Origin of the sequence: Chryseobacterium sp. OV279, assembly GCF_900128945.1 — a bacterium.
Lineage (GTDB): Bacteria > Bacteroidota > Bacteroidia > Flavobacteriales > Weeksellaceae > Chryseobacterium.
Genome location: NZ_FQUD01000002.1, coordinates 264001 through 276327, shown reverse-complemented (window position 1 = coordinate 276327; position 12327 = coordinate 264001). Strand labels below are relative to the sequence as shown.

15 protein-coding genes are annotated in these 12327 nt (G+C 35.1%); 5 read left to right on the top strand and 10 right to left on the bottom strand.

The genetic code is table 11. From position 1 onward, the window contains the following. Positions 1–105: 105 nt before the first annotated feature. Entirely contained in the window at positions 106–402 is a 297-nt protein-coding gene (locus BUA72_RS09195; RefSeq protein ID WP_072922696.1) for a hypothetical protein, read from the top strand. 153 nt (positions 403–555) lie between these two features. Here the strand turns inward: BUA72_RS09195 and BUA72_RS09190 are convergent, their stop codons facing one another. The 8 genes from BUA72_RS09190 to BUA72_RS09155 all read right to left on the bottom strand — a co-directional run bounded on the left by BUA72_RS09190 (position 556) and on the right by BUA72_RS09155 (position 5684). Beyond that, positions 556–819 carry a hypothetical protein gene (locus tag BUA72_RS09190; RefSeq protein WP_228407855.1) on the bottom strand — a complete coding sequence of 88 codons (264 nt, stop codon included), beginning with the start codon at positions 817–819 and terminating at the stop codon, positions 556–558. Positions 820–884: 65 nt separating this feature from the next. Next, positions 885–1091 carry a hypothetical protein gene (locus BUA72_RS09185; RefSeq protein ID WP_072922695.1) on the bottom strand — a complete coding sequence of 69 codons (207 nt, stop codon included), beginning with the start codon at positions 1089–1091 and terminating at the stop codon, positions 885–887. Positions 1092–1137: 46 nt separating this feature from the next. Then, complete coding sequence (locus tag BUA72_RS09180) at positions 1138–1845, bottom strand: helix-turn-helix domain-containing protein (protein WP_072922694.1); 708 nt, start codon at positions 1843–1845, stop codon at positions 1138–1140. Positions 1846–1847: 2 nt separating this feature from the next. After that, a complete protein-coding gene (locus BUA72_RS09175; protein WP_072922693.1) occupies positions 1848–2099 on the bottom strand; it encodes a DUF3853 family protein in 252 nt (83 codons plus the stop codon). Between the two features lie 32 nt (positions 2100–2131). Continuing rightward, the gene (locus BUA72_RS09170) at positions 2132–2674 is read right to left on the bottom strand and encodes a hypothetical protein (RefSeq protein ID WP_072922692.1); all 543 of its coding nucleotides are present in this window, start codon (positions 2672–2674) and stop codon (positions 2132–2134) included. 19 nt (positions 2675–2693) lie between these two features. Continuing rightward, complete coding sequence (locus tag BUA72_RS09165) at positions 2694–2954, bottom strand: helix-turn-helix domain-containing protein (protein WP_072922691.1); 261 nt, start codon at positions 2952–2954, stop codon at positions 2694–2696. A gap of 164 nt (positions 2955–3118) precedes the next feature. Then, the gene (locus BUA72_RS09160) at positions 3119–3958 is read right to left on the bottom strand and encodes an RteC domain-containing protein (protein WP_228407854.1); all 840 of its coding nucleotides are present in this window, start codon (positions 3956–3958) and stop codon (positions 3119–3121) included. Positions 3959–4037: 79 nt separating this feature from the next. Further along, entirely contained in the window at positions 4038–5684 is a 1647-nt protein-coding gene (locus tag BUA72_RS09155) for a helix-turn-helix domain-containing protein (protein WP_139259581.1), read from the bottom strand. A gap of 305 nt (positions 5685–5989) precedes the next feature. Between BUA72_RS09155 and BUA72_RS09150 the strand changes: the two genes are divergently transcribed. The 4 genes from BUA72_RS09150 to BUA72_RS09140 are packed head-to-tail and all read left to right on the top strand — an operon-like array spanning position 5990 to position 8228. Then, on the top strand, positions 5990–6217 hold the full coding sequence (locus BUA72_RS09150) for a hypothetical protein (RefSeq protein WP_072922688.1): 228 nt from the start codon (positions 5990–5992) through the stop codon (positions 6215–6217). 17 nt (positions 6218–6234) lie between these two features. Further along, positions 6235–6402 carry a hypothetical protein gene (locus BUA72_RS24425; protein ID WP_175548873.1) on the top strand — a complete coding sequence of 56 codons (168 nt, stop codon included), beginning with the start codon at positions 6235–6237 and terminating at the stop codon, positions 6400–6402. Positions 6403–6412: 10 nt separating this feature from the next. Beyond that, positions 6413–7930: a DoxX family protein gene (locus tag BUA72_RS09145; protein WP_072922687.1), complete on the top strand. Its 1518-nt coding sequence runs from the start codon at positions 6413–6415 to the stop codon at positions 7928–7930. 22 nt (positions 7931–7952) lie between these two features. Next, positions 7953–8228, top strand: coding sequence for a DUF6520 family protein (locus tag BUA72_RS09140; protein WP_072922686.1), 276 nt, complete (start codon positions 7953–7955; stop codon positions 8226–8228). Between the two features lie 38 nt (positions 8229–8266). Here BUA72_RS09140 and BUA72_RS09135 read toward each other — a convergent pair whose 3' ends face one another. Both BUA72_RS09135 and BUA72_RS09130 read right to left on the bottom strand, forming a co-directional pair. After that, positions 8267–10912 (bottom strand): alpha/beta hydrolase family protein, encoded by a 2646-nt coding sequence (locus tag BUA72_RS09135; protein ID WP_083544167.1) that lies wholly within the window; start codon positions 10910–10912, stop codon positions 8267–8269. 14 nt (positions 10913–10926) lie between these two features. Further along, complete coding sequence (locus BUA72_RS09130; protein WP_072922684.1) at positions 10927–12315, bottom strand: RagB/SusD family nutrient uptake outer membrane protein; 1389 nt, start codon at positions 12313–12315, stop codon at positions 10927–10929. Between the last annotated feature and the right edge of the window lie 12 nt (positions 12316–12327).

Below are 12327 nucleotides of genomic sequence, written 5' to 3'. Positions count from 1 at the left end.
ATATTAAAACTTAATTTAGCCTTATTAGATCTTCATGGTGAAGCTATTTTTGTAAATCAACAAATACACTATATAACTGATTTTTGGATCAAAAATGTTAATGCAATGACAGAAAACTATATACAATACGCAAGCGGATTTCAAAAAGACAATATTGATGAAGCGGATATAGTAAAAGCTATATCAGACATTCAGCTAATGGATGACGAGCATGGAGCCTTTTGGGTTTCAGTTATAACCGATGTTGAAAATGTAATTGAGGTAAATAAAGACCTGTCACTTTCTGTAATTTTCGGAGGACAAGAAACTAAGTACCATGCTATAGATTGGAAAGAAGTTAAAGAACTTTATAAACTACTGTTGCTTGAAAAATTCGATGAAATAGCCTCGATAATAAAATAGCGAATGCCTGGTACTAGGATTACGTCGATGGGCTGGTGTAAAAATTTGAAACATTGTAGTCCGAAACCAGCCTAAACTTCAAACCTTTTGGACGGTTATAAGAGATACAATAAAATCCCAAAACCAATAAAAATTAAATCTATGATTGTACTTCTATGTATTAATTATTTTAGAAAACCTGTAAATTGGAATTACCCATTTCTTACGGTCTTCAGGACGGAACTGCTCACTGCTGATAATCGAAATAATATTGAAAATAACACGAAGCGCATTGATAGGAATATCAGCGGCCTCCTGGTCTTCAAAAATAAAATCATCGACGAAATGGTTCCCCATGCGTATCCTGTCAGGAATTCTTTCATCTTTATCTTCAAATATCTTTCTGACAAGCCTAAAATCTTTTTCCGGAATAGCCATAATTTATATTTAGCGTGCTTTTATTTTGTCCTTCTTATCAGAACTATATTCGGTTTGAAAGACCACTACAGCAATTTAATTTTCTCACTCTTTAATGTTTTTGAGCCGTCATTAAGATTATAGTATAGGTAATCTCCTGTTTCATCTGTTCTGAAAACTCTTTTTTCTACTTTCCCGAAATTGGGGATTTTAACTTTTTGAATTCCTTTATACTCGGCAAGAATGCCATTCATACTTACTTTCTGTCCGAGCTTTACATCTGATAGTTTCATTTTTATAGTTTTAGAATTTAAATAGGTAAACTTCTCCTTTCAGAGATCACTTTGGAGGCTTAATAGTAGGGATTGACTCTAAAGATAACGGTCCGTTATCAGCCTTGTTTTTTATATAGGGCAAAAGATTTTTTAATGAGGATTTCCAGTTGGTTATCGGTTTCCCTAAATTATTACACCAATCATTACCAGTCCACAAAGCGTATTTTTCCTTAATATCAGAGTCCATAGATACTTCATAGCCACTCAGCATATAGGCATATGCCATAAATTCCTCCAAAGAAGGGATGCTGATTGTTTTAAACAGTTCACGTACTCTATTATCAAAGGATGCGGTCTCTTTCTGTTCTGTAGTTTCGGGAGTATTTATGGCAGATAAATCAACCGATGGTAAATTTTCATTTTTTTCTGCGATCGATGCCTGGGAATTATGCTTGATTTTTAGTTTTTGCTTTTTTTCTTGCTTTTGGATTGGTAAAGAATAATTCAGCACTATTCTGTAAGAACAGGAATACCCATTTTTGCTTTCATACTGAACCAGCCCTGAGTTCCGCAGCGATTCTCTGGCAGATTTTACCGTTTTTCTCGTTATTCCTAATGTATCAGCAATTGCTACATCGGAAACTGTAACATCGTATCCGTTATTATCGTTCGCCAATTTCAGCAAATACAGGTATATCGCAACACCGGTTGTGCCCAGTTGCGCTTTTGGACCAGATTCCCAAAATTTTTGTATAAGCTCCTGATAATACATTTTTACTTCCTGGCAAAAAGCTCTAGTACTTTTTGCTTATCAATGATGATAATTTTCCCTTTTTGTATAATGGCTTCATCCAAAATTCCGGAGGACTTTATTTCCGAAGCTTTTGAAACGGAACAGCCCAGAATTTTTGCTAATCCTTTCAGTCCGTATTCATGCCTGTTTTCCGAACCAAAGTTTTTGATAATTTCCAAAAATTCCTCAACCGTCAGCTTCCAAAGGGGTGTTTGCGGATCTATTTTTTTCATTTTATTTTTTCTTTCACTGAAAACCTTAAATTTTAGCAGCCAATTTTTCTTTCCTTAGAAATCCAGCTTCTTGCAGCAGCCTGCCAGCTGTTCATTAATTTCCCGTCACTTAATTTCCATCTCTTAGAATTATATAATGAATAAAATTGATGTGCCTGAGCAGAGGGCAAGTCACGTTCATTAAAATACAATTCTACTTCATAAAATGTAGGTGCGGAAAAAACGCCTTCTTTTTGTGCTGATAATTTTTGCTCCGGGAATGCTTTATTTATTGATGTTTCAAACTCGTCAAAATCAATAATCTCAACAAGGCTTCCCTTATAAGGGTCGTAACTGGGGGAATATAAAATAAATCCAGCTAAATGCAGCTCTTTAATGCACCTATGATAAGTTCCTAAAGATCTTATCTTACCCAATCCCATTACCTCTGTACGGCAAATACGAAAGGGGCTTTGAAACCTGTTCATGCTCCAACACTGGAAAAGCGCAACATAGAGACTGATATGGGAAGGATACAGTCGGCTGTCTTTAATCACATGGGCAAAAAAATTGATGATATCTTTAGTCTGATTCATGATTTCCTGTTTTCTGTGACTATTTAGAATCCGTCAATAGTTTCTCAATGTCTTTGTAATTATAATACAAGATTCCCCCTATCTTCGTATAAGATAGGGTTCCGTTGATCCTCAAATTTTGTAAGGTTCCCGAAGAAATATTCAGAAGTTTTTTGACCTCAGAGGTACGAAGCCATAATTTTTGTTCTGTCGTTCTTACCTGAAGCAGGTCTTTAATATCTTCCAGTAATTCAGTCTTAAATTGCTGAAGATCTTCTTTGGTGATAATGGATATTGCCATGATTTCAAAAATTAGTTTATTTGACAAATTTTCGAAATCAGGCGGGATTTCTTTCGGTAGGTCATCGGTACTACCGAAAGATTTTTATATAACCCTTATCAATAAAGGAATTGTGGAAAAGTAGTAAATAATTCGATTTATAGGGCATAAACAGAAGAAAACGTCTATTGATCACTATCCTGGAATGATTGATTCAAGTTATCACTTAGGTGCTGAAGGAATTTAGTTGGGTTAATTTTCCTGCTTTTTATCTCATGAAGTGTCTTATAAAAGTTTCCCAGGTTAATATTTAGTGACTTTTCAGTAAATTTAATTATCTCGCTAAACTCAATATTGCCCCCATTGAATGAGCGGGTATTGTGGAGCGCATATAAAAGTTCCACCAGGGCAGATTTTGAAGCCGACCATTGGAGCGGAGATTTATCAGTTATCTTTTCGTATACATACACGTTAATTTCAGCAATGGATTTTAAAAGATACTTTTCCAAGCGGTCATTAGCAATGATCTGTGAAATAAGGTGGTCATGTGAAGTGGCAAATTTTTCATCATAATCATAAAGGCCGGATGCTATTTTGGTTTTCAGGTCAAATTGATTCCTGACAAAATATTTTTGGTCAAGATAGGTGGCTTTACGCCTGTAATACTCATAAAAGTCCATATGGTCTTCATAAAAACTTTTCAATACTTCCAATTCACATTCAAAATATTCTTTCAGGCTTAATTCCCCTGCATTAGGTTTAGCTGCTTCAATCGATAAAAGCTTTGAAAAATAAATAAACTGCGAAATAAAAGCCGGCTTGATTTCCTTGAAAAAATATACTTCGTCCGCAACAGTCGAAAACTCAAATGAACTTACCTCCTGTTTGATGATTCTTATAGCAGAATCAATCTCCATCAAGGAACGCTCGTATAAATCTATAGGATCATTTTTTTGTTCAAAGCCGATCTGTTCAAGTTTTTTCTCTAAACTCAGCTGTAATCGCTTACACTTTTTAAAAAACAAGTTAGTATGCATATTTTAAATAAAAAGTAGAAATTTTTAATTATTAAGAATGATAAAGCTGTTAATAAATATAATAAAGCTAGGGATCACCAGACTCATCCTTAATTTTTTGAATATATTCTGAAGGCGTTAAGCCAGTTAATTCTATAAAAAATTTAGAAAATTTGGGTCTGTTGGCAAATCCGCATTCATCAGCTATCGTATCAATGGAATACTTTCTCCATTCCGCACTCGTTCTTAGCTTTTCCATTACATACTCAAGCCGCAAGCTATTGAGATATGTATTATAACTTGTTCCTTTATATTCATTAATAATCGCCGATAAATAAGCAGTATTGGTTTTAAGCCTTTTAGCGAGCTCATTTTGGGTAAGCCCTTTTTCTAAATAGAATTTGTTTTCTTCCATAATTTTGAGCTTATCCAATATTTCATCTGCCAGATTCCCAGGCAGCTTAGAAATTTTTGCTGAAACTGCATCTTTATGCCCTTCTTCTCCTAAAGTCTGATCACCTGCAATCTGGTACTTTTTAACACTTTTCCTTACCTTATAATACCTTGCTGAAATCACGAGCAGAGCACCGAAGGAAATTCCCGCAATAACAAATCCGTAAAATGCTGAGGATTCCAATCTTTTTTTGGATGTAAGCAGGTCATTGGTGTCATATTCTTTATGGATTTTATCTAAAAGATATTTAAAATCGTTAAGCATCACCCGGTCAAATTGCAATAGCTGATTAGTATAATACAATTCTTTCTTATTATCATTTTTATCTTTGTAATATGTGATAAGCAGCTCAAATGCTTCTCTTACCGAAGGATGGGCAAAATTTCGCTCCAGGAAAATACTATCTACTTTTTCCAAGTAATTAATACCCTCATTTTCTTTATGGTTTCTTAATAGAATTTTACCTTTTAAATAATAGATCAGCGATGTGTTGGTAAAATCACTTTTCTTTTCAATTCCTGCTAAAGCGATGTTAAAGTCATATAAGGATTCTTTGTCATTTTCCCTTAGATAGGCTAAAATCCCGCTGAGCTTATAAAAATAGCTTCTTTCTATATAAAAATTTTTATCATCAGCAGACGCCTGCAATCCTTCATCTATTAGTGGGGAAACTTCTTTTGTTTTTTTCAGATAAAACAGGCAGATACCCATCTGATGAAGGCTGTTCAGATAACCTTTTTTCATGTTATACCGAAGGTTCGGAAAATTTGAGGGCACATAGGTGTCTCTATAATAGGAACGGCATTTTGAAAAAAGTGTAAACGCTTCTTCATAATATCCAAGGTAACTTTTGACAACTCCAATATGGTACATATTCTTATGACGCAGATAGGGATCTTTACTTTCATTAAGGTATTTCCAAGCCCTCAGATACTCATCAAGCGCCTTCTGGTATTTTCTGTAAGTAAAATAGTAAACACTTCCTTTGGTAAGATAGGAATTACCAATAAGATCGGGGTCACATGCCTGGTTAGCAGCCCATACAGCACTATCTGCGTATTCTATTTTTTTATTTCTCGAAAAACTGATAGCGTCGCGATATGCCTGCGTTAACTCCTTATAATTTTTAAATGTTTTCGCCTCTTTAATATATGCATTGACAAACTCAAGGGCACGTTCATCGTTTTCTTCAAAATTATCATAGCGTATCCTGTAATCAGGATATTTCTGACTATTAATCAAAATGCAAAAGAACACGAAAAAATAGAATATTATTTTCAAAATAAAAATAATTTAACAATATAATGTTAATGATATTATAAATATGATTCAAAATTAAGCAAAATGAACCAAGCAAAAAATTATTTCTACTCTTAAGGAATTACACTTAATAAAATCAATAAAACAATCTGATTTACAACAAATTACACCAATCGAATATGTGGAGCCTATTTATAAATAGGCTCCAAAAAATTTATAAATAGGCTCCACCAACCTTTTTTTTCGAAAAATTCATGCCCTAAATTCGCTTTCAGAATTCTAAAAAACTACCGGCCGGGGATTGTTAATTTTTTAATCCCTAAATCATGAAAACCAAAATATTGACACTGCATATTGTTGCAGGAATTTTACTTTCAATTGTTATTTTATCCTGTCGCGAAGAAAGTCTTCCGTACATTCCATATCCGGATGTGCCCATCATTACAACTGAAAGAATTGTCTTAAAATCAGACAGTACTGAACTTGAAAAAGAACCGCAAATCGGTGAAACCGATCCTCCAAAGGATCGGGACAACTGGAAAACCAATAAGTAACCAAATTTTGAACCAATATGGAAACTCAGCCGCCACTCATCATTGAATCGGGAAAAGAATGTCCCGTTAGTGGAATATGGAAAATCACAGGGACTTTCACTACGACTGTCACGGTAAACGAAAAATCTGCTATGCCTAATTATTGTGGTGTAAAAGTATTCTGGACATTATTATACCATTGTTAAAATATTTATCATGAAAAAGAAACTGACACAACTTCCAATATGGATTGCTTATTTTTTTATCCTTCTGTTTTGCTACGCAGCAATCAGTAAAATATTTGACTTTGAAAACTTTCAAGTTCAGATCGCTCAGTCGCCTCTATTAAGTGCTTATGCCGGATTTGTTTCTTATGCTGTGATTATTATAGAACTGTTGATTGTGCTTGCACTCATTTTCACCAATACAAAACGATTAGGACTTTACGCCTCTTTGGGAATTATGGTTGCATTTACTGTGTATATTTTTCTAATCCTTAATTACAGTGAATTTATACCCTGTTCCTGCGGAGGCATTTTAGAAAAGATGGGTTGGACAGAGCATCTGATCTTTAATATCATATGTATTCTTATGGCAATAGCTGCCATTGTTGTTCTTGAAAGAGAGAATGAAAGAAGGCTTACTCATTATATTTCTTTGATGATTTCGGTAATTATTACCAACATAGGAATTATTATCTATCTATTTTTCTCTTCTGAACAGATCATGAAAAAGGAGAATAATTTTACCCGCAGGTTTATGATGCATCCCACACTGGAACAAAAAAGCTTGCAGCTGAGTGATTCCCACTATTATTTTGCTGGGTATGATAACGAAAACATCTACCTCGGAAACAGAAAATTTCCTCAAACTCTTTTAACGGTCAATAAGGCTTTATCAAATCAAACGTCCATAAGGATCAATTTGGATAACATGAAGCATCCTTTCCGGAATCTTAAATTAGCGGTTAAAGCGCCTTACTACTATATTCATGATGGAACTGTACCTGTTATATTCAGAGGAAGGCTGGGAAATCCCAAATCAAAAACCATCAGTTTTAATGATGCTTACTTTAACCAGCTGATCGTTTTGGATTCTCTTCACTTTGTCTTAAGAACACAAAGCAGTGAAACCCGGCAATTTGTACTGGCTGATCTCAATTTAGATGCAGATCATAAAAAGCTTCAGTTACATCCTGATATACTTCAAAAACAAATTGACGGTGTTTTTGATATTGATGGAAGTTTTATTGCAGACAACTTCCGGTCACAGCTTATTTACACCTATACCTACAGAAACCAGTTTATTGTTATGGATACAGATCTGAATGTTCAAAAGAAAATGAATACCATAGATACGATACGGCTTGCTAAAATAGAGTCAAAGCGCCTTGCTGACGGAATTCATAAGATGAGTGCTCCGCCATTAAAGGTTAACCTTCGTTCGGCTGTTCATAAAAATCTTTTATTTAACCAGTCTGATCTTATGGGTAAGCATGAATCTAAAAGAGCCTGGAAGGAAGCCAGTATTATTGACGTTTACAAAACGGATAAGCCTGAATATGTAGGAAGTTTTTACCTCTTTAAAAAAGACAAGCACAGTGTTTCTGATTTCATCGTTACAGATAAATATCTGTACGCCATTATCAATGATAAAATTATTCAATACCAGTTTACAAAACCCATAACCAAATATTTTACATCCGGGGAAGCCGAAAACCGGTCCAAAGAGTAGGCAACAAATAACATTTTATTTTATGCGAAAATTCATTTTTCCAGTAGCCTTAGTCCTATTAGGTACAGGCTCAGCATTTGCCACCAAAGTGGTTAATGAGAAAACGAAAGCAATTGTACAGGGTTACAGAGTAGTAAACCTTGGAGGAGGACAGTTCAGCTGCGTAAATGCAGAAAAAGACTGTAGTGACGTTAATCAAGGACCAGTTTGTACTTGGTCAGTGGATGGAAGTACACCACTTCAAAGCTTAGTGTCACCAACGATGTGCGGAATCACATTACATGAGATTCAGCCGTAATTAAATGAGCCGTCTCGAAAGAGACGGCTTTTTTATAATTAATTATTTTGATATTTCATCATTTCTTTATCTATCCATGGAACGTTTTTCTCATCTTTCAGGAAATATCCCCACCATTCCAAGGTCTTAAGATTTAGATCTTCACTCTCTTTACTCCCTCTACCCAAATCATGCTCCTTGTTGGGATATAATAAAGCAATAACAGGTTTTCGGTTTCGTAGAAGCCCGGTATAAAATGCCATGGTCTGATCCGGAGTAACATTTTCATCTTTTAAACCTGTCCATAAAAGCATCGGAGCGCTTACCTTTTCTACATCATCAATCGGATTATTCTTAAAATACTTTTCTTTATCTTCTGAAAACGAAACATTCATTTCATGTTGCCCATTTTCAAATCTTGAAAAGTCAAAAAGATTAAAATGAGCATTGTAAGAAAAGTAAAACTTTACAATATTATTTACAGAAGCACCTGAAACATAAGCTGCAAACTGGTTTGATTTTGTTGCTATAAAATTCGTTTCATAGCCTCCCATGGAATGCCCCGTGAGTCCTATTCTCTTTTGGTCAATATTGGGATGTGCTTGCAATTGATCCAGTCCACTGTTTACACAATCCAGCGCAGCAATTCCCGTTCCTCTTTCATCATAAATAATATCCGGAAGAAATACAAAATATCCATGTTCCAAGAGTAACCTCACATTAAACCCATCTTCATCATAATCCGGAACTGGATAAACCCCGGAGGATTCAGCCTGCTGCTGGTAAACCCTTACCACCATAGGGTATTTTTGATTGGGATTAAAACCTATGGGATAATACAATATTCCTTTCAGCTTTGTTCCTGCCATATTGGTATATGATAAAATTTCCTGTTTTAGATTGATAATTACTTTATCTTCTTTACCGGACTTGAATATCGCTGTTTTTCTATTTTCTTTGTTTTTGAATTGAGTTTCATACCGATACAGTAAAGGAGGACTGTTGTAGTTTTCCTCAATACTAAAAATAGGGCTTTTGTTCTCACTATATTTAACATCTTTAATTCTGTTTTGAGTCGGTGGAATGAGTATTTCTGTTTTCCCTCTTCTCCAATTGATATAAGAGGTCAGGTTATTCTTTTTATCACGTACTTTTAACAGCATTGGTTTTTGAAGATCTATAGTACTCAGTTCAAACCTAGCGTTGTATTGTGTATAAGCAGATTGGATTTTCTTATCCATTATTTTTACTTCTTTTCCTTTAGCAATTCCTACTGGATTCATCTTTTGGGATTTTAGATCATATTGCCAAAGACCATTGTCACTTTCAAAGAATAAAAACCTGCTATCACTGCTGAATACAGGATTTTTAAACCCTTTTTCAGTGATAAAAATCAGACTGGGCAGGTTCTTCGCAAACGATGTAAGATCATACAAAACCCAGTCCCCTTGATTTTCCTCAAATCCTACAATATACGTCCCATCTTTTGTTCCTGTAACCTTGGAGGAAGCAGTAAAAAGGGGACGGTAAGATTTAATGGTTATATCATAAAGATCAATCGGAAATACAAGAGATGTATTGACATAATTAAATTCCTCTTCTGTATTAAAAGCTAAAAAGTAACGGCTGCTCCCCATTGCTGCAAACGTTGAAAATTTGTTTGTCGGAAGCTTTTCCAAATGATTTGTTTCAGTGTTCCAGATCTGGTATTCATGTTCCTGTGTTCCGTATTTCTTTTTTCGTAAATTTTTATCGGTTCCATACCACACCTCCACCATTTCCTGCTGGGCAGGGGGAATCCTCTTGTCAAAATCTATGAAATAGGATTTTCCGTTACCAATTTCAGTAATGGTAACAAAATCCGCTTTCCCTGAAAAGCTTTTGAAAGCTCTTTTTGTATCAGGGTTTCTCTGATTTGTAGACATGCTTTCGTTTGCAGGTGCATTTGCAGGTATAAAAGTAACCTGCAAATGATCTGAATTCTGTATTTTTTCCGTAACAATCAAATATTTTCCTGATGGGGCTAATTCCAGTTTTGTGATTTCATTTTCTGTCGAATACAAAGTTTCTTTGTTTGAATTTTTCTCTTTGCTGCGTGTGTTGTCATTGAGTATAACTGACACAAAACTTGTATTTTCTTTAGTTTGTTTATTTTCTTCTTTTTCAGCAATAAAAATTTTTGATTTTTTATCGGTGGTATATTGTGAAACACCCGAAACAGAATTGATAAACTTACTGTTTTTATCGTACAGACTCAGGGTTTTATCTTTGTTCAAAATAAAATAGTGTCCGCTTTTATCTAAAGTTTCAGCTCTCTGCACATTTTCATAGCTTTTCTTTTGATCGGTTTTTAAATTCAACAATTCTGCTTTTCCGTCTCCTGAAGTGAGTAATTTATCATCATCAAAAAATAGAATGTTACTTTTTTTAACTAGGGTATGAATGGGCTGATTGGATTTTTCTGTATCAAAAACCAAAACTGTGTCATTATTTCTTTTGTACGTTTTACCCACAAGCACATAACGGTCATTAGGAGATGCTTTGAGGTTGGTAATGGTATAAAACTTTGACATCCAAACCTCTAAGGTGTCTTTATCTTTTTTAAGATTATTATTAGTTTCAGTCTTTTGCCCAAAAAGCAATTGAGTTGTTGTCAAACCCATCAACAGTATGAGCATCAATTTTTCTTGTATTCTATTCATCATGCTGCTCTTTAATTTTAATACCCCTCATTTTGTGGATTAAGGTTGGTATTCAGCAATAATTCTTTCTGAGGAATTGGAAATACCCTGTGGAAATCTTTCCAGTTTGGTTTTACAGGAACTAATGTTTGTAAACGGCTGAGCCTTTTCAGGTCAAAAAAACGGTGTCCGAATTCGGTGAAGAATTCTCTCCGGTTCTCCAGTAAAATTTCAGTGAGCAGGGTTTCTTTGGAAACAGGATTCGTAATGGCAACCAGTCCTGCTCTTTGTCTTGTTTTGTTCAGGTACGGCAAAGCTTCCGTGAGCTTATCCTGCTGAGCCAAAGCTTCGGCTAAAAGCAAATACACTTCTTCCAATCGGAAAACCACCGAATATTCTGTTGTATTATTTGACCTATTCTTGTATTTTTCTGCACGATACCACGTATTTCCATTAACCGTAACAGGAGCCATCCAGCTTTGTTTTCTTGTGTCATTTGCTGAAAAAGCATTCACCAAATCCTGAGACAAGGCAAAGGAACTCGGTGCTGCCCCTGTGAAATAATAGATACTGGCTTCTTTTACAGCATCTCCCGGGTTTTTTGGTTTGAGCTGCCATAAAATATGGGTTCCTGATTTGGTAAAAACTTTAGTGATGTCATTTTGAAAGGTATACAATGGGCTTTGAATGATGTTTTTTAATAGGGTTTCTGCTTCTGCCCACTTAGCTGGTGTATTCTGAGCCATATAGACTTTGGCAAGCAGGAATTGGGCTGATTTTTTATTGGGAAAAATTCTTTCCGCATTGCGGTAATCATCAGAAATCAGGTTGATTACTGTATTAATATCTGCTTCAATTTTTATTAAAGCCTCATTGGAACCTGTTTTAGGGAGAACTTTATTAATATTGTAATCGGTAGTAGTGGGCAACGGAATATCACCATAGATTTGCTGTAAGTAGAAAAAGAGCATCGCTCTAATTAATAAGGCTTCGCCTTTGAGCCTGTTCTTATCTACAATAGGTAAAGAAGAAGATTTTTCAACTCCTTCTATAATGGCGTTTGCCATATAGATTTTCTGATACGCTGAAGCCCAATACGCATATACCGCTGCATTGGAATCGGTATGGGTGTTTTGGAAAAGGTCTAAAATCCCGTTGGTAGACGTCGTGGCATAATACGAAAGATCATCGGTATAGGTTCCCAACAATTTTCCGGTCTGATCTCCGGCTAAAGGGGAATTATCCCAAAGTCCGCTGTATAATGCGGCTAAAGCCGCATCCGCAGTCTGTACATCCTCGAATACCTGTTCTGAAGGTATCTGATTATTTGGTAAATCGACATCAATCATTCTCTCACAGGAAACAAAGAAATACTGTAATAAGATGAGAAAAAGGATATAGATTATGGTGTTTATAGAGGTTTTCATTTTTTCTTTTTT